Origin of the sequence: Ruegeria halocynthiae, from assembly GCF_000743705.1 — a bacterium.
Lineage (GTDB): Bacteria > Pseudomonadota > Alphaproteobacteria > Rhodobacterales > Rhodobacteraceae > Ruegeria > Ruegeria halocynthiae_B.
Genome location: NZ_JQEZ01000001.1, coordinates 551,210 through 568,552, shown reverse-complemented (window position 1 = coordinate 568,552; position 17,343 = coordinate 551,210). Strand labels below are relative to the sequence as shown.

19 protein-coding genes are annotated in these 17,343 nt (G+C 59.4%); 9 read left to right on the top strand and 10 right to left on the bottom strand.

The window, feature by feature from the left end:
• Nucleotides 1-125: 125 nt before the first annotated feature.
• The 4 genes from JT51_RS02705 to glmM all read left to right on the top strand — a co-directional run bounded on the left by JT51_RS02705 (nucleotide 126) and on the right by glmM (nucleotide 4,235).
• Nucleotides 126-737 (top strand): cell wall hydrolase, encoded by a 612-nt coding sequence (locus JT51_RS02705; RefSeq protein ID WP_081894581.1) that lies wholly within the window; start codon nucleotides 126-128, stop codon nucleotides 735-737.
• A gap of 203 nt (nucleotides 738-940) precedes the next feature.
• On the top strand, nucleotides 941-1,861 hold the full coding sequence (locus tag JT51_RS02700) for a dihydroneopterin aldolase (protein WP_037307498.1): 921 nt from the start codon (nucleotides 941-943) through the stop codon (nucleotides 1,859-1,861).
• Nucleotides 1,858-2,856 (top strand): dihydropteroate synthase, encoded by a 999-nt coding sequence (folP, locus tag JT51_RS02695; RefSeq protein ID WP_037307495.1) that lies wholly within the window; start codon nucleotides 1,858-1,860, stop codon nucleotides 2,854-2,856. The genes JT51_RS02700 and folP overlap by 4 nt, the downstream gene beginning before the upstream one ends.
• A gap of 35 nt (nucleotides 2,857-2,891) precedes the next feature.
• A complete protein-coding gene (glmM, locus tag JT51_RS02690; RefSeq protein WP_037307492.1) occupies nucleotides 2,892-4,235 on the top strand; it encodes a phosphoglucosamine mutase in 1,344 nt (447 codons plus the stop codon).
• Here glmM and JT51_RS02685 read toward each other — a convergent pair.
• Nucleotides 4,232-5,134 carry a DMT family transporter gene (locus JT51_RS02685; protein ID WP_037307489.1) on the bottom strand — a complete coding sequence of 301 codons (903 nt, stop codon included), beginning with the start codon at nucleotides 5,132-5,134 and terminating at the stop codon, nucleotides 4,232-4,234. The genes glmM and JT51_RS02685 overlap by 4 nt on opposite strands.
• A 67-nt stretch (nucleotides 5,135-5,201) precedes the next feature.
• Entirely contained in the window at nucleotides 5,202-6,224 is a 1,023-nt protein-coding gene (gene ilvC, locus JT51_RS02680; protein ID WP_037307487.1) for a ketol-acid reductoisomerase, read from the bottom strand.
• A 133-nt stretch (nucleotides 6,225-6,357) separates the two neighbouring features.
• Here ilvC and JT51_RS02675 point away from each other — a divergent pair, with 133 nt between their 5' ends.
• Together JT51_RS02675 and JT51_RS02670 are read left to right on the top strand one after the other, a co-directional pair.
• Complete coding sequence (locus JT51_RS02675; protein ID WP_037307485.1) at nucleotides 6,358-6,813, top strand: Lrp/AsnC family transcriptional regulator; 456 nt, start codon at nucleotides 6,358-6,360, stop codon at nucleotides 6,811-6,813.
• On the top strand, nucleotides 6,810-7,268 hold the full coding sequence (locus tag JT51_RS02670) for an Lrp/AsnC family transcriptional regulator (protein ID WP_037307483.1): 459 nt from the start codon (nucleotides 6,810-6,812) through the stop codon (nucleotides 7,266-7,268). The genes JT51_RS02675 and JT51_RS02670 overlap by 4 nt, the downstream gene beginning before the upstream one ends.
• Before the next feature lie 6 nt (nucleotides 7,269-7,274).
• Here JT51_RS02670 and JT51_RS02665 read toward each other — a convergent pair whose 3' ends face one another.
• Entirely contained in the window at nucleotides 7,275-7,976 is a 702-nt protein-coding gene (locus tag JT51_RS02665) for a GntR family transcriptional regulator (RefSeq protein WP_235216103.1), read from the bottom strand.
• Between the two features lie 232 nt (nucleotides 7,977-8,208).
• On the opposite strand from JT51_RS02665, the gene JT51_RS02660 reads away from it, so the two are divergent.
• Nucleotides 8,209-9,336, top strand: coding sequence for an aminotransferase class V-fold PLP-dependent enzyme (locus JT51_RS02660; protein WP_037307481.1), 1,128 nt, complete (start codon nucleotides 8,209-8,211; stop codon nucleotides 9,334-9,336).
• A 10-nt stretch (nucleotides 9,337-9,346) separates the two neighbouring features.
• Here the strand turns inward: JT51_RS02660 and JT51_RS02655 are convergent, their stop codons facing one another.
• The 3 genes from JT51_RS02655 to JT51_RS02645 all read right to left on the bottom strand — a co-directional run bounded on the left by JT51_RS02655 (nucleotide 9,347) and on the right by JT51_RS02645 (nucleotide 11,602).
• Complete coding sequence (locus JT51_RS02655) at nucleotides 9,347-10,543, bottom strand: UbiH/UbiF family hydroxylase (RefSeq protein WP_037307478.1); 1,197 nt, start codon at nucleotides 10,541-10,543, stop codon at nucleotides 9,347-9,349.
• A 78-nt stretch (nucleotides 10,544-10,621) separates the two neighbouring features.
• On the bottom strand, nucleotides 10,622-10,870 hold the full coding sequence (locus JT51_RS02650; RefSeq protein ID WP_037307475.1) for a hypothetical protein: 249 nt from the start codon (nucleotides 10,868-10,870) through the stop codon (nucleotides 10,622-10,624).
• Between the two features lie 87 nt (nucleotides 10,871-10,957).
• Entirely contained in the window at nucleotides 10,958-11,602 is a 645-nt protein-coding gene (locus tag JT51_RS02645) for a pyrimidine 5'-nucleotidase (RefSeq protein ID WP_037307472.1), read from the bottom strand.
• 100 nt (nucleotides 11,603-11,702) lie between these two features.
• On the opposite strand from JT51_RS02645, the gene JT51_RS02640 reads away from it, so the two are divergent.
• Nucleotides 11,703-12,350, top strand: coding sequence for a GntR family transcriptional regulator (locus tag JT51_RS02640; RefSeq protein WP_037307469.1), 648 nt, complete (start codon nucleotides 11,703-11,705; stop codon nucleotides 12,348-12,350).
• A gap of 3 nt (nucleotides 12,351-12,353) precedes the next feature.
• Here JT51_RS02640 and JT51_RS02635 read toward each other — a convergent pair whose 3' ends face one another.
• Together JT51_RS02635 and carA are read right to left on the bottom strand one after the other, a co-directional pair.
• Entirely contained in the window at nucleotides 12,354-14,228 is a 1,875-nt protein-coding gene (locus JT51_RS02635) for a glycosyltransferase (protein WP_037307467.1), read from the bottom strand.
• Between the two features lie 84 nt (nucleotides 14,229-14,312).
• On the bottom strand, nucleotides 14,313-15,479 hold the full coding sequence (gene carA, locus JT51_RS02630) for a glutamine-hydrolyzing carbamoyl-phosphate synthase small subunit (protein ID WP_037309334.1): 1,167 nt from the start codon (nucleotides 15,477-15,479) through the stop codon (nucleotides 14,313-14,315).
• A gap of 183 nt (nucleotides 15,480-15,662) precedes the next feature.
• Here carA and JT51_RS02625 point away from each other — a divergent pair, with 183 nt between their 5' ends.
• Complete coding sequence (locus tag JT51_RS02625) at nucleotides 15,663-16,145, top strand: GatB/YqeY domain-containing protein (protein WP_037307465.1); 483 nt, start codon at nucleotides 15,663-15,665, stop codon at nucleotides 16,143-16,145.
• Between the two features lie 25 nt (nucleotides 16,146-16,170).
• On the opposite strand, the gene JT51_RS02620 is transcribed toward JT51_RS02625, so the two are convergent.
• Both JT51_RS02620 and JT51_RS02615 read right to left on the bottom strand, forming a co-directional pair.
• Nucleotides 16,171-16,662 (bottom strand): DUF2244 domain-containing protein, encoded by a 492-nt coding sequence (locus JT51_RS02620; protein WP_037307463.1) that lies wholly within the window; start codon nucleotides 16,660-16,662, stop codon nucleotides 16,171-16,173.
• 46 nt (nucleotides 16,663-16,708) lie between these two features.
• On the bottom strand, nucleotides 16,709-17,308 hold the full coding sequence (locus JT51_RS02615) for a 2-hydroxychromene-2-carboxylate isomerase (protein ID WP_037307460.1): 600 nt from the start codon (nucleotides 17,306-17,308) through the stop codon (nucleotides 16,709-16,711).
• Between the last annotated feature and the right edge of the window lie 35 nt (nucleotides 17,309-17,343).

Sequence of the window (17,343 nt, the reverse complement as noted above, 5' to 3'; positions counted from 1 at the left end):
CAGAACTGGACGTTCCGATTTGAATTCGGTATTAGCCTCGACGCGCCCGCCGGGGGAGGGTACGGCGCGTAATGTGCCTGTGCGAGGTTTATCTGATGCTAAGATACATACTGGCTGCTGCCACGATGGCAGCAACCATGCTGCCAAGTGCGTCCTTCGCTGAGAGGGAAGCAAACGATACTGCCAAGCGCGAACTGGTTGCGCGGAGCGAATTGCCCGGCCAGAATTTTCGCGACTACCTGAAACTGTTCAAGCCCCGCAAGGAGATTGAACCACTCAAGATGTCCTATTCGAAGGACTGGCTGGACCAACAGCCGGTGGCTTCTGGGGACGAGAACTTTAAATGTCTGGCCGAGGCGCTGTACTTTGAAGCGCGCGGTGAAAGTGTGCGCGGCCAGTTCGCAGTGGCCGAGGTTATCCTGAATCGCGTCAAAAGTGGACGCTTTCCGGGCTCGCTGTGCGGTGTGATCAAGCAGGGTACTGGCAAGAAATACCAGTGTCAGTTCACGTACACCTGTGACGGCCAAAAAGAAGTGATCCGCGAGAAAAAGGCCTATGAGCGGGTGTCCAAGGTTGCGCGTGCCGCCATCGATGGGGTTGCCAAGGACCTGACCGAAGGGGCCACCCATTATCACACCAACGCCGTGAACCCGTCCTGGTCGCGTGTCTACAAGGAAACGGCACGTATCGGCGTGCATATTTTCTACCGGCACAATTACCGGACTGCGAGCAACTGATAGAGACGCCCGCGCTGCCGTTTCGGCGGCGCGGGGCTTTCAACTCGCCCTCCACGCAAATTTCCACCCTGTATGTGGGGCGCTGGGTTTGCACCAGCGGACGCCGCATTCGATGACTGGAAAGGCGCTTGTTGCAGTGCTATACGCCCGCGCATCGTCTAATTTGGGCAGATCAGTCCACAAAGCCCGAAAAGGTCCGCCGTATGAGTTCTGAAATCCGCCTTGCTTTCGCGCACCCGTCCGAACGGTCCGAAGCGACTGCGACTCGGGGCCCGTTGGATCGTATTTCTTTGCGCGACCATATCGTCGAGGTTGAGATCGGGGCCTTTCAGGCCGAACGCGGCACAACACAGCGTATCTGTTTCAACATCGTGGTCGAGGTGCGCGCTCTGACCGACCCGATCGACGATGATGTGGATCGCATTCTGTCCTATGATCGCGTGACTGAATCCATCGCTTATGAGCTGGCCGCGGAACGGCTGAACTTGCTGGAAACTCTGGCGGATCGTGTGGCGGAACGTATCTTGCTTGAGCCTCAGGCTGTAAGAGCCTTTGTGCGAATAGAAAAACTGGATCGCGGCCCTGGTGCACTGGGGGTCGAGATCGTGCGCGGAAAAAGCAACGCCCACCACGACGTGATGGAAGAAGAACGTCCCCATCCGCGATTGGTGTTCCTGTCGAATGAGGCGATTGCATCGGACAATCTGACCGGGTGGATTGATCAGCTGGAAAGCCGTCAACGCCCGCTGATCCTGTGTGTTGGTGCGGCTGACACGGCGGTTTCGCAGACCGGTCATGCGATGACCCAGCGCCGGATCGACCTGCTTGCGATTGAACAAAACGCGTGGGTTCTGGCTGCCCGTGACCATCGCTGTGTTGTGGTGTCGACGCGGACCGAGTTGGATTGGGCGATGAAAAACGGCCAGATTTGCGTCTGGGCCCCATCAAAGATCGTTCTGGATGCTGTTGATGGCCCTTCGGCCGCGCCGTCGGACGCGGTTGCACTAGCGGCCTGGTTCGCCGCCACGTTTGAAGCCAGCGAGATGATGGTCATCGGCGGCGCGCTGCCGGATGCACCGAAAACGCCGCTGCGGGCTATTTCTGTGGATCAGGCGACACTGTGACCGAATACTACCGACCGCTGGTTCAGCATGGCCCAGTGCGCCCGGTTGGGGCAGTGCCTGTTGCCGGGCAAGCCCTGTGGTTCACCCATGCCGAGCGGATTTCCCGTGGCGACAAACCGGCCATCGTTGCGGTGCGCGATATTCCGGGTCAGGTGCTGGACCGTCTGACCAAACCCCGAACCCCAATCGCGGGGCTGTCTTTGGATCGCCCGCAGATCATGGGTATCCTCAATACGACGCCCGATAGTTTCTCGGACGGCGGTGTGCATAATTCGGCTGAGGCCGCGCAGATTGCCGCTGAACACATGGTGTCACATGGGGCCAGTATTCTGGATGTCGGCGGCGAGTCGACCCGCCCCGGTGCATCCTATGTTCCTGAGGATGAGGAAATCGCCCGGACCCAGCCCGTTATCGCGGCAATCCGCGCAAAGACGGACGCGCTGATATCCATCGACACACGCAAACGCAGCGTGGCCAAGGCTGCGTGGAATGCGGGGGCGGGGCTGATCAACGACGTCTCAGGGTTTACCTTTGACCCACAACTAGCGCCGTTTTGCGCCGAAATCGCGGCTCCGGTCTGTGTGATGCACATGCAGGGCGACCCGGCCTCGATGCAGGACGACCCGCAATATGATGACGTTATGCTGGACGTTTACGATTTTCTGGATGCGCAGATTGCGAACCTCGAACATCTGGGGCTGCGCCGCGACCGGATAATCGTTGACCCGGGCATCGGGTTTGGCAAGGCGCAGGACCACAATCTGACCCTTCTGCAAAACCTCAGCCTGTTTCATGGGTTGGGGTGCCCCATTTTGTTGGGCGTATCCCGCAAGGGTCTTATCGGCCAGATCGGCAAAGAGCCGCGCAAAGACGCCCGCGCGCCCGGGTCGATTGCCGTGGCATTGGCCGGAGTGTCACAAGGGGTGCAAATCCTTCGGGTGCATGACGTGGCCGAGACATCTCAGGCCTTGCGCCTTTGGGCCGCCGTCCGGTAATCCGGACGCAGGCAAGAATTTACGGAGTAACACCTATGCGCAAGCTGTTCGGAACTGACGGGGTGCGAGGCACCGCCAATACGCATCCGATAACGGCCGAGATGGCCCTGCGCATTGGGGCTGCCGTTGGCCGATATTTTCGCCGTGATGCGTCCAGCGTGCATCGGGTTGTGATCGGCAAGGACACGCGCCTGTCCGGCTATATGCTGGAAAACGCGCTGACGGCGGGGCTGACCTCGACCGGGATGAACGTCTTGCTGCTGGGGCCTGTGCCGACGCCCGCTGTGGGTTTGATGACGCGTTCGATGCGTGCGGATCTGGGGGTCATGATCTCGGCAAGCCACAATCCGGCCGACGACAACGGCATCAAGTTTTTCGGCCCCGACGGTTACAAGCTGTCCGATCAGGCAGAGATCGAAATCGAGCGCCTGATCGAAGAGGGGGTCAACCCAGCGCAGGCGCAAAACATCGGGCGCGCCCGCCGGGTGGATGACGCCCGTTTCCGGTACGGTGAACGCGTCAAATCATCCTTGTCCCGCGATCTGCGTCTGGATGGGCTGAAAGTGGTGGTCGATTGCGCAAACGGCGCAGCGCACCGCACAGCGCCCGAAGTTCTGTGGGAACTGGGGGCCGAGGTCATCCCGGTGGGGATCGCGCCCAACGGCAAGAACATCAACCTGAACTGCGGCTCGACCAAGCCGCAGCTGGCGGCCGAAACCGTCGTGGCCCATGGTGCTGACGTTGGGATTTGCCTGGACGGAGACGCCGACCGCGTCGTGATGGTTGATGAAAACGGGCAAGTCGCCGACGGTGATCAATTGATGGCGCTGCTGGCCACAAGCTGGGCCAAGGCGGATCGGCTGAAGGGCGGCGCTCTGGTCGCTACGGTGATGTCCAATCTTGGGCTGGAACGCCATCTGGCGGCGCAGGGGTTGCGTCTTGAAAGAACGGCTGTAGGCGATCGTTATGTTGTTGAGCGGATGCGCGAAGGCGGGTTCAATCTGGGCGGCGAACAATCAGGCCATATCGTCATGAGCGACTATGCCACCACTGGTGACGGGTTGATGGCCGGTTTGCATTTTCTTGCCGAAATGGTGCATTCAGAGCGCCGCGCATCCGAGCTGTCCAAACAATTCGAGACAGTTCCGCAGCTGTTGAAAAACGTCCGATACACAGACGGGCAACTGCCGCTTGAGGCCGCCAACGTTCAGGCCGCAATTGCGGACGCCCAGGCACGTTTGAACGGGCAGGGGCGCTTGCTGATCCGCAAGTCTGGGACAGAACCCCTGATCCGTGTGATGGCAGAATGCGAAGACGGTGCATTGTTGATGCAGGTTGTTGACGGCATCGTGGCCGAGGTCGAAGCAGTCGCCAGCTAGCGCCCGGTCAGCATCTTTCGAAGGCTGAACCACTGGCTGATCGCCAGGCCAGTCAGGATCATCGCCAAGGCCAGGAAAAACCGCAATGGCAGGGCTTCGGACAAAACCCACGCGCCGAAAACCATTGACCAAACCGGCACCTGATAGTTGACCAGGGTCATAAAGACGGAACCGGCGCTGCGGATGATGGAAACCCGCAGCAGGGTGGCAAAAGCTGTCGGCACAAGGCCCAGAAGAATAATGGCCAGGCCCGGGCGTGTGCCTTCCCATCTTGGGATGCCTTCGGTCACCAGCATGATCGGCAGCAGGATCACCGCACCCACCAAGAGGGATAATGCGGCCAGAACGACGGGGTCTATGGGCGGGCACCGCCGGGTGATGATCGACGCGCAGGAATAACACAGCGCCGCCCCGATACAGGCCAGTTGCGCCAATGGTTCCGCCCCTTGTCCCAATTGCATCAACCCCGGTCCGATCAGTACCAGCGCGCCGGAAAACCCCAGCGAAACACCCAGAAACCTGCGCGTGTTCAGCGGCTCGTCTGAAAAGAAATGGGCCAACGGCAGTACCATCAACGGAATCGCGGCCATCGACAGGCCTGCAAAGGCAGAGGGCACATATTGCTGCCCCCAACTCAGCAGAACAAAGGGCAGGGCGGATGACAGAACCCCGATCACGGCGATGGCCCACCAAAGTGCGGGGGATCGACCGGGCAGTTTCCGGTTGGTAAGCTGCATCAGACCTAGCAATGCCACGGCACCCAACGTGGTGCGCGCGGTGGCGACCGTGATTGGCCCGTATCCTTCCAACGCAATTGCGACAATCATGAAAGTGCCGCCCCAGATCAGGCCCAGGGTTACAACTCCGCTCCAGTCGCGGGACGTTGGTTGTTGAGTCATACGCGCCTCGGGTCCTCACGAAAAAGGGCGGCCATCGTGGCCGCCCCCGCGTTCATGCCTGTCAGGCTTAGTTCTTTTCCTGATCGACCAGCTTGCCAGCCGAAATCCACGGCATCATGTCGCGCAGTTTTTTACCAACCTGCTCGATCTGATGTTCGTCGTTGGCGCGGCGCGCAGCCTTGATGGTCGGCTGACCCACGGCATTTTCCAGCATGAAGTCACGCACGAATTTGCCGCTTTGAATGTCCGCCAGGCTTTCTTTCATCGCCTTCTTGGTCTGCTCATAGGGCAGGATGCGCGGGCCGGTTACATACTGGCCGTATTCCGCCGTGTTCGAGATCGAGTAATCCATGTTTGCGATGCCGCCTTCATAGATCAGGTCAACGATCAGCTTGGTTTCGTGCAGACACTCGAAATAGGCCATCTCGGGCGCATAACCTGCTTCGACCAGAGTTTCGAAACCGCAGCGGATCAGCTCGACGATACCGCCGCACAGAACCGCCTGCTCGCCGAACAGGTCGGTTTCGCATTCTTCGCGGAAGTTGGTTTCGATGATGCCCGAGCGGCCGCCGCCGATGGCCGAGCAATAGGACAGGCCAATTTCCAGCGCTTTGCCGGTGGCGTCTTTGTCCACAGCAACCAAGCAGGGCACGCCGCCGCCTTTGACGTATTCGCCGCGCACGGTGTGGCCGGGGCCTTTGGGCGCCATCATGATGACGTCGATGCCTTCTTTCGGCTCGATCAGGCCAAAGTGGACGTTCAGGCCGTGGGCGAACGCGATGGCTGCGCCCGGCTTGATGTTGTCATGCACGTATTTCTTATAGGTTTCAGCCTGCAGTTCGTCGGGCATGGTGAACATGATGACGTCGCACCATGCGGCCGCTTCGGCGATGCCCATGACCTGAAGACCTTCGGCTTCGGCTTTCTTGGCAGAGCCCGAGCCTTCGCGCAGAGCAACGACAAGGTTCTTCGCGCCCGAGTCGCGCAGGTTCAGCGCGTGGGCGTGACCCTGGCTGCCATAGCCCAGGATGGCTACTTTTTTGTCTTTGATCAGGTTGATGTCGCAATCGCGATCGTAATAGACGCGCATGTCGCTGGTCCTTTCAGTTTCGATTGACGAGCAGTTCTACTGCGGCCCGCAAAGGATGGCGATGGCATTTCCCTTGTAAATTTACCGCCACCCAGAGTATTCATTCGTGACTTTTCCAAAATCCGGATAAATCATGCTTGATGACATAGACCGGCGAATCCTGCGTCATTTTCAGGCCGATCCCAGCCTGTCGACATCTGAGTTGGCCGAGCTGTGCCGGATCAGTTCAAGCGTCTGTTGGCGCCGGATCGAGAAAATGCAGGAATCCGGTATCATTCAGGGGCAAGAGGCCATCATCGATTGGGCCGCCTTGGGATATGCGGTCGAGGTGTCGTTGCGCGTGACATTGGACAAGACACAGCCACGCGCCTTTGACGAATTCACTGCAGCGGCGCGACAGGTTCCCGAGGTGATCGAGCTGCAAACCTTTCTAGGCCGTGTGGACGTTCGCCTGTCCGTGTTGGCCAGGGACATGTCGCACTATCAACAACTTTACCGCGACCGCATTCTGACCCTGCCGCATATTGCGGACATCGAGGCGTTGATGCATATCGCGCGCGTCAAAAGTGACGAGGTCCTGCCCCTATGACCGAGCTGGATGAGATCGACCGCAAAATCCTGCGGGCCTTGGCGCAGGATGCCACCCAAAGCGCTGGGGCGCTGGGGCGCATTCTGGGACTGTCGCAACCGGCAACCTGGCGACGCATACGCCGGTTGCAGGACACCGGCGTCATCAAGGGTCGTCGTCTGCGTCTGAACGCCGAGGTTCTTGGGTTCGGCGTGACCGTATTTCTGGGGGTCAAACTGGCCCGGAAAGGGCAGATCAGCCTTGAGGATTTTGAGCGCGCCGTCAGCGCCATCCCCGAGGTTCAGACGGTCGAACATGTGCTGGGGCTGTATGACTACCGTTTGCGTGTCGTGGCCCGCGATCTGTCTGATTTCGAACGTGTCCTGCGACGGCGGATCATGACTTTGCCGGGGGCGGGGGATGTCGAAGCCAATGTTTTGCTCAGCGAAGAACGCTTACCAGGACCCATTGGCTAGGACAGATCAATATTTCGTGCGAATGCAATATCCGGGGTGATGCGTCATCCGCGCAAAAGCCATCGGTTCGCCATCCTTCCAGGTCGTACGCTCAAGCTGGATCATCGACGCCCCGGCCGTTGTGCCCATGAATTCGGCTAGCCGCCCATCGGCGGAAATCGCGCAAAAGGCGATCTCGGCCTCGGTAAAGGGGGCCGCCTGCAACAGCCATTCATGCGGGCCATGAGCGTTGAGGTCGGCGTGTTCCACGTCGGGCACCGCTTGGATGTTGATCCAGCGTTCTTCCAGTTGAAAAGGACGGTTATCGGCATAGTGCATGCAAATGACATGCATCACACGGGCATCGGATGAAACGCTAAGCTGCGAGGCAAGCCAACCCGGGCTTGAGACGATATTCCGTTCCACCAGTGAATAACGATAGATTGAATTTTGGCGTTCAACCGTTTGGCGTGTCAGCGAAAATTCAATTTTTGCGTGCTTGCTGGGTTCTTTCTTGACCCGTGTGCCGCTTTTTCTTTTCCGTTCAACAAATCCCTGGTCGGAAAGCTCTCGCAGGGCGCGGTTCACGGTCGCGCGGGCGCAATTGAATTCTTCGGCCAGCTGTGTTTCCGTCGGCAACAGGGAGCCCTGTGGCCAGATACGGCTTTCGATCCGTCGTTTTACTTCGTCGCGTACAACTTGAAAACTGGTCCGCTTTTGCGCAGTCACGTTGGAAAAAACCTTTTCTTCTACAAAGTGTATGCATGTGGTCAGAAACACGTCAGGGTGTAAAGGGCTGCTGACACTGTTTGGCGTCATTTATTGGTCGATTGAACCGCCCGCCAGTAAATATTGCATTTGGATTTTGGGTTCCGTCGGGTCAACTGGTGGCACGCGAAGGGGCTTTACCAATGTGGTCCCAGGCTGCAGTAATTCTGAGGACACAGGGAAAGGACATGTCATGCCGGCGCTTCTGGATACAATTGACCCTAACGGGCTCGAAGAATTCTCGGTCGTTTTTACGGATCGGTCATTGAATCATATGTCTGCGCAGTTTCAGCAGGTTATGCGTGATATCTCTGATCTGCTGCGCGAGGTCTACAATGCGGATGGCGTCGCGGTGATTCCCGGTGGCGGCACCTATGGGATGGAGGCCGTTGCCCGCCAGTTTGCACGCAACGCCAATGTGTTGGTCGTGCGCAACGGGTGGTTTTCCTACCGTTGGAGCCAGATCATCGAATCCGGGGGGCTGACGGCCTCGGCCACTGTGTTCAAGGCGCGTCAGACGGGCAATTTCAGCCCGTCCCCCTTTGTGCCGGCCGCGATTGATGAGGTCGTCGCAGCCATTCGCGACCAGCGCCCGGACGTCGTTTTCGCCCCGCATGTCGAAACATCCTCGGGCGTCATCCTGCCTGATGATTACCTGAACGCGATGGCCTCGGCGGCGCATGAGGTTGGCGCGCTGATGGTGTTGGATTGTATTGCGTCCGGCTGTGCCTGGGTCGATATGAAGGCCACTGGGGTGGATGTCCTGATCTCGGCCCCGCAGAAAGGGTGGAGCGCGTCACCCTGCGCCGGGCTGGTGATGCTGTCGGAACGGGCCGAGGCGCGGTTGGCGGAGACGTCATCGGACAGTTTCTCGGTCGATCTCAAGAAATGGCGCCAGATCATGCAGGCCTATGAAAATGGCGGACATGCCTATCATGCGACGATGCCAACAGATGCGCTGCGCGCCTTCCGTGACACGATGGTTGAAACCCGCGAATATGGCTTTGAAAAGCTGCGTGCGGCGCAATGGGCCTTGGGCGACGGGGTACGGGCGATGTTGCGGGACAAAGGTGTGGTGTCCGTGGCAGCTGACGGGTTTGGCGCGCCGGGGGTTGTGGTCAGCTATACTTCGGATCCCGACATTCAGAACGGTAAGAAATTCGCCGCTTTGGGTATGCAGATCGCAGCAGGTGTGCCGTTACAGTGCGATGAACCCGAAGGTTTCAGCACCTTCCGTCTGGGCTTGTTCGGGTTGGATAAACTGTATGACGTCGAGGGCACGATCACGCGGTTGAAACGCGTGCTGGATCAGGTTCTGTGAACGCAGGGCCTCAGCGTACGCCGAGGCCCATCTGCATCAATGTCTTGCGCACGGGCGGCATGGAATACAGCGCATTCAGCCCCATCGCCCGCGCATCCCGCAAGGGGCGCGCCTCGATCATCGAGGCGCGGTTCAGCAGGTCGATCCCTTTGACGCGCATCTCGATCTCGGCGTGGCGGGCTTTGTGATAGGCGTCCAGCATCTGCCTGTCACCCAACCCTTCGGGACGGGCCTGGGCCAAGTCCAGCAGGCTGCTCAAATCACCCAACGACATGTTCAACCCCTGCGCGCCGATGGGGGGGACAACATGTGCGGCCTCGGCCATCAAGGCGATCCGTTCGCCCGACAAGCGTTCAGCGGCCTGTGTGATGATCGGCCAGATCGTCCGGCGCGAGGCCAGCTTGAGCGGCCCGAACAACCCGCAGGAACGTTCGGTCATCCTATCCTCGAATGCCTCGGGGTCTGTGTTCAGCAGTTCAACCGCACGCGGACCACGTTCCATCCAGACAACCGCTGACGAAGGCTGACCCTGCCAGTCGGGCAGGGGGACCAGTGTAAACGGCCCGCCCGAGCGGTGAATCTCGGTCGAGACGTTGTCATGCGGGATCGGGTGGGTGACGGCGAAGGCCAGCGCCTTCTGGCCGTAGCGTTTGGTGCGTATGTTGATCCCTGCGGCCTCGCGCATGGGGGAATTCCGCCCGTCTGCGGCGATCACCAGTTTGCAGCGAATGCGGCTGCCATCGCTCAGACCCACGCGGGCCTCGGCAGTGCGCGTGAACAGGCTGAGAGTGCCGGTGCCGGGGCGGAAATCGACATTGGGCAGTTCGGACAGGCGTGCCACCATCTCGCGGCGCAACAGCCAGTTAGGGAGGTTCCAGCCAAAGGGCTGATCCGAGATGTCGGCGGCATTGAAATCGCGCACCACACGCGGTTCGGGCACATCGCCGCCTGCATCCACGATCCGCATGATCTGCAAGGGGGCCGCGTAATCATCCAGCCTCTGCCATAATCCACATTGGTCCAGCAGCCCGCGCGCCGGTTGCAGAAAGGCAGTGGTCCGCAGGTCCGATCCGTCCACATCACGCTGGGTGATGGGCGGGGTGGGATCGACGCAGATCACGTCGAACCCGGCCGATCCAAAGGCCGCCGCAGCGGTAAGCCCGGCGATTCCACCGCCGGAAATCAGGATGTCACAGCTGTCTGTCATGGCCTTGCTCTCAGAATTCTCGGGCGGACCCTAGATCGGTTCCACGGCACATGCCAAGTGACATCCTGTCCCGCTGTGTCAGCCGCGTGAGATCAGGATAAGGATCAGGAACATCACCGGCACCATCATGACGGCCGGGATATACAGGCCCGGCAGGCCAAACAGCAGGATCGAACATCCCCACATGCTGAAAATCGCGGCGGCGGTATAGCCCCAGTCTTCGGCCTCGCCGTTGGCAGCGTCACGGGCCAACCAGCCAAACAGGGGAATTGCAAACAACAGGCGCTGCCAGATGGGCAGGCGCCTGGGCATCTCGATTGCGCTCATGGGGGTCTCCGGTTCTGTTCATCGCTGCAGCGCATATAAGGATGATGCTGCGACTGCATAATGTGCAGATCGTCGCAGTGCGTCAGCCTATCGCAGGCGGCCCAGAAACGCGGTCAGATCGTCGGTGTGGTGGTGAATATGGCGGGCGTCATGCGGCTCGGGCGCAACGTGGACGGTGCGCATCCCCATCTCATGCGGGGCAGCCAGATTACGGGGGTCATCCTCGAACATGGCGGCCTTGGATGGGTCAATTCCATCCCGGTCAAAGATCGCCTGAAACGCGGCTTTTTCGGGCTTGGGCAGATATCCGGCATGTTCGACCCCATAGATCGCATCAAACAGACCGCTGAGACCGCGCGCCTCAAGAACCCGTTCCGCATAGGGCGCACTGCCGTTGGTATAGACGATGCGGCGACCGGGTAGCGACCGGATGTGGTCTGCCAACTGGGCGTCGGGGTCCATGTGGCGCAGGTCCACCTGATGGACCGCGTGCAGATAGGGATCGGGGTCCAGATCATGCTCGGCCATCAGCCCGGCCAGCGTGGTGCCATATTGCCGCCAGTATAGCGAGCGGAGGCGATCCGCCTCGGCCCGGTCAACGCCGATGGCCTGCACCACGTAATCCGTCATCAGCACCTCGATCTGATCGAACAGGCGCATATGCGGCGGGTACAGCGTGTTGTCGAGGTCGAACACCCATTGGGTGACGTGTGCAAAGGCAGGTTTGACCATGGCTTGGGTTTAGGATGATGTGGTGTGGTTTTCAATGCCGCACTTGATTGAAGGGGCAAGGGACGGATAGACATGTCCGAACGAGGAGACAAAAGACCCAATGGCCCAATCCCGACAGTCCAACAAAGACGCCTACAGCCTGATTCTCGAAGCGATTGATGTGGGCGTTTACAGGCCCGGCGATCGTCTGGTCGAAAGTGAGCTGGCGGAACGGTTCGGTGTGTCACGCACACCCATCCGCGAGGCGCTGCAACGGCTTGAAACGCAGTCTTTGCTGGAACGCGATGGGCGGTCGCTGATCGTGGCGTCGCTGGATCACAACCAGATGGCCGAACTGTATGTCGTACGCCGCGAATTAGAGGGGCTGGCCGCGAAGCTGGCCGCCAAACACGCCACCGAAGAAGAGATCAAAGTGCTGCAGGACATGGTCGCCGCCGACGATGCGCTGGTAGATGATCCGACGGCCCTGTCACGCGCCAACCGCCGTTTTCACGAGCAGATCCATCTGGCCTCGCACAACCGGTATCTGGTGCAGCAGCTGAACCTTGTGCATCGGACCATGGCGTTGATGGCAACCACGTCGCTGGCGGTTCAGGGGCGGGGCGAGATCGCCCAAAGCGAACATAAAGGCATTGTCGAGGCGATTGCCGCCCGTGACGAAGAGGCGGCGGCGCGTGCTCTCAAAGAACATATCTCGGTCGCGTTCATGACGCGGTTGAAACAGGATGCCGTCCGACGTGAAAAGTAAGCATCACGCCGGTTGGATTTCTTCGCTGGCCTGACCGTGTTGGGTCTTGTCCCAGAAGAAGGGGTCGATCACCAGCTCCCACAACGCTTTGTAGGCGGCCAGAACGCCCAATGGAAAGTATAGGGGCATCGTCGGCACCCATGGCAAAAGGAACCGACGTTCACGGGCGCAAACCGCAAGGATACCGACCGCGGCGCTTAAGGCCTCTGCCGCGATGAACAGGTAGATCAGCGTGATCGTCGTCTCGTTGGAAATGACCCGATCCAACGCGTTGGGAAAGCCGAAGGTCGAAAGCCAGAACATCCAAAGCACCGGGGCCAGCAGGAATTGCCCGAGCGTTCCCAGGAAAAACGCCTGCATCCCAAGAAAACGAAGGAGGCCCAGATCCGCCATCAGGCGCAATGGTGCCCGCATGTGCACCAGATAGGTAACCATGAACCCCTTGAGCCAGCGCGAACGCTGCCTCACCCAGGGCCAGGCTCGAAAATTCGCCTCTTCAAAGGTGGTCGTATCGACCATTTCGGTCCGATATCCCGCGCGGCTCAGCCGAACCCCAAGATCGGCGTCCTCGGTAACGTTATGCGCGTCCCACCCGCCCAATTCCAGCAGCTTGTCCCGGCGAAAAAAGAAGGTGGTTCCCCCTAATGGAACCACAAGCCCCAGCCGCGCGACGCCCTGAAGGACAACTCGGAACCAGCTGTTGTATTCAATCGTAAAGCAGCGCGACCGCCAGTTGGTGCGGGGATTGTAGTAATCGAGAACACCTTGCAGGCAGACAACCTTGTCGTCGGCCTGCGCAAATTGCTGGACAACGCGGCTGATTTGATCCGGTTGCGGTGCATCCTCGGCATCCCAGACCCCTAGGATATCGCCCCGGCAGAAATCCAGCGCGTAATTCATCGCGCGGGGTTTGGTCGTCAGGCCGTTCAGGTCGGGCACTTCGACAGTTCTGATCCAGCTTGGCAAATCAATTTCGGCCACTGTCGAACGCGTGACTTCGTCGGTTTCTTCCAACACCAGAATGATATCCAGCAGCGCCTTTGGATAGGTCAGCCGCGTCAACCGCTGGATCAAGGCATCCGCAATTTCCCTTTCTTTGTACAGGGGCACCATGATGGATACACATGGCAAGGTCTGCGAGGGAGCAGGCGCGGAGGTCTTGGGTTGGGAGGTTGCCGTTTGCCACAGATAGGCGAACAGACCAGCCAGACGCAGGATCATGAACATCACCAGTGACGCCACCGCAGCGCCTATCAGAACTGTCAGACCGCCAATTGGAAAAGCTATACTCAGGGTGGCCAGAGCGATCAGCGCGACGGCCGGTCCAATTCGCGATCTGGGTGTCCAGGATCGGCAGCTGTGATCGTTGTCCACGCGTGTCTCGGCGCGTTCGGCCAACGGATTGGAAAACACTTGGGCAATCGTCTCGTCAATCTGGTCCGTGGTGGCAAGAACAGGGGCAACGGTGTATCCCACATCCTCCATCCCGGTGCGAACCGCCGGGAAAAGGTCAGGCCGCGCCGTTGCGACCAGCAAGATTGGGCCAACGCGCATCCATGGGATGACGTTATGTGCCAGCCAGAAATCAACCGGTTTGAGACTGCACAGATCATAAGATGGGGACGAGCCGCACAGGTCAGCGATTTGTAGCCCGGATTGTTCTGAAAGCGCGCTCAGGACGTCTTGCTGGCTGATCCGGCCTTCGCCCACCAAAATCTCGCCCAAGGGGGCCTTTTGCCACGATTGCAGGCGCAGCGCATCGTCCAGTTGCGCGGTCGTGATCAGGCCGCGATCAATCAGGCACGCGCCCAACGGCTTTCGTTCCTGCGTATGAATCGGCGCGGCGCGCGCGAAATTCTGCAGGTTCAGTTCGACCATAAAGAAACAACCCTGACGCGTTTACTTGGCGTCAGGGTTGCTCAATTAGGGTTAACAGCCGGTTAACACTGTACGAACCGGGCGTTAAGCGCGCGCTTTCCTATCGGCCATCGCGTCGGCAAAGCGTTCAAACAGGTAAAAACTGTCCTGAGGTCCGGGCGACGCCTCGGGGTGGTGTTGCACGGAATAGACCGGGCGATCCGCGATGCGGATGCCGCAGTTTGAACCGTCAAACAGTGAGCGATGGGTTTCCACGACACCATCCGGCAGGGATTGCGCGTCAACAGCAAACCCGTGGTTCATCGAGGTGATTTCCACCTTGCCCGTTTCCAGATCTTTGACCGGGTGGTTCGCGCCATGGTGGCCGTGGTTCATCTTGACGGTCTGACCGCCCAAGGCCAGCGCCAGCATCTGGTGGCCGAGGCAGATGCCAAAGACGGGCAGGTTGGTGGTGTCCAGAACCTCTTTGATCATCGGAACGGCGTATTCGCCCGTGGCGGCCGGATCGCCGGGACCGTTCGACAGGAAGACACCGTCGGGATTATGGGCCAGCACCTCGGCCGCTGTGGCGGTCGCGGGCAGCACGGTCACGTCGCACCCGGCTGAGGCCAGACAGCGCAGGATGTTGCGTTTGGCGCCGAAATCCAAGGCAACAACCTTATGCGCGGGGGCCTGCTGACGGGCGTAACCGTCCGGCCAGGCCCACCGCATCTCATCCCAGCGATAGCTTTGGGCGCAGGTGACCTCTTTGGCCAGATCCATGCCTTCCAGTCCGGCAAAAGCACGCGCGGCGGCAACCAGTGCTTCGATGTCGAAGTTGCCATCAGGGTCATGCGCCAAGGCTACATGTGGTGCGCCCTGCTGACGGATGGCGCGGGTCAGGCGGCGTGTGTCCACTCCGCCGATGGCGATGCGACCGCGGCTGGCAAGCCACGTTTTCAGCTCATCCGTCGAACGCCAGTTAGAGGGCTCGGTCGGGTCCCATTTGACCACCATACCGGCCGCAACCGGATCACCGGTTTCGTCATCTTCGGGGTTCACGCCGACATTGCCGATATGGGGGAAGGTAAAGGTCACGATCTGCCCTGCATAAGAGGGATCGGTCATGATCTCCTGATAGCCGGTCATGGCTGTGTTAAAGCACAACTCGGCCACGGTTTGGCCGGTGGCGCCGAAACCCATCCCGTAGAACAAAGTTCCGTCGGCCAATGCCAGACATGCGGTGGGCTTGGACGTGGCGTTCTGGGCCATGGCGCGACTCTCCTGCTGGGTAAACCGGCGCATACCTAAGGGGGTTATTGCGCCGGGTCAAGTCTGTTCAATTTTTGGGCTATTGTGGAAAATCAATAACTTAGCAGCATTCGACCCCTGTTGTATCACGCTTTTTGTTTCGATATGGTCGGGGTTCCTTTTCCATGGGGATGGACAGAACATATGGATATGCGATCACGGGTTAACTCAGCCCTGAAGCAAGCAATGAAAGACAAAAATGCCGAGCGTCTGTCGACGCTGCGGTTGATCAATGCCGCAATCAAAGACCGCGATATCGCCACACGCGCGTCGGGCAACGAAGAAGCATCCGGCTGCGGCGATGCCGAGGTTCTTGAAATCCTTGGAAAAATGACCAAACAGCGCAAGGAAAGTGCGCGCGCCTATGAAGAAGGCGGACGGCTGGATCTGGCCGAGCGCGAACTGCGCGAAGTTGAGGTCATCGAAGAGTTCCTGCCCAAGCAACTGGACGAGGACGAAGTATCAAAGGCCATTCAAACCGCGATCACCGCCACCGGCGCAGGGTCGATCCGCGACATGGGCAAAGTGATGGGTGAGCTGAAGACCCGTTACACCGGCCAGATGGATTTCGGAAAAGTCGGCCCTATGGTCAAGGATCAGCTTTGCGGGGCCGCAAACGGCTGCTGAGGGTCTTTGATCCTGAAACACCCAATCACTGCGCGGCCTGTCCGCGCAGTTTTTTTGTGAGATCGTCGAACAGGGCGATCCGTTCATCCTCGGATAGAAACGCACCAATTTCAACTTTGCGCCCGTCTCCGGTCAGGGTCACATAGTTTGGAACCGGTCCACCGTGTTCGTGAATTTCGGGGCGGGCCCAATACCGGTTGCAGATCCATTCCTGCCGTCCCCTGCGCGGATCGTGATGCACAAGGCGGGCCTGCGTACCGGTCAGGGTCAAAACCTCTAGTACATTGCGGGCACGGTAGTTGGTTTGAATCGCCAGCCACAGGCCCAGAACGGTCAGCAGAAGGAAGGGCAGCAGCCCCCACAGAATGACCGAGCCCAACATCGCCAGCAGCGGGATCAGACCGAACAGGAACACCGACAGGATCACGATTATCGCCCCACGTGGCGGCAACGAGTTGTGTGGCCACAGGCGCAGCTCTTGTTCAGTGTCCGAGGTTTGATTCCATCTGTAAGGCATGGCTGAAAACTAGCGCAATGCTGTCGCGTGTCGAAGGGGGGGGTGATTACGCCACGTGGCCGACGCGTACCCATGACAGTGCGTCATCCAGCCGGTCGTCCCCCCAGAAAACCTCGCCGCGCACGACAAGGCTGGGCGCTCCGAACACCCCCAGTTTTGCGGCCTGTTCGGTTTCGATCTCAAGCGCGGCTATTGTGTCCGGGCTGCGGGCCCGGGCCAGTACCAGACGTGGGTCTTGCTGGCATCTGTGCAGCGCTTCGGTGATGGCGGTCTCGCTGCCGGCTTCGACATTTTCCTCGAACCAGATACGATAGAGCGCCAGGGTGAAGTTCTTGCCCCAGCCTTCACCCATGCCCAGCAAAGCGACCTGATTGGCCAGCGCTATGTCCGAGATCGGGTAGGGCGCGGGCAATCGGGCGTGAATGTGATATTTGGCTGCGCGTCTCTCGATGTCCCGCCACATATACGCGGATTTCTCTGGTTTGCCTGCGAATGGAATGTTCTGTTGGTCCGACATCACACTGCGTACGTTGAACGGTCGCCACGTGACCGCAACGCCGTGTTCATCGCACCAGTCGTCCAATCGCATGACGGTCAGGAAACTGTAAGTGCTGCCAATGGAATACCAAAAATCAATTTCAGGCATGTGAAACCCCCGGGTTGCCGGATGTGTAGCCTGTG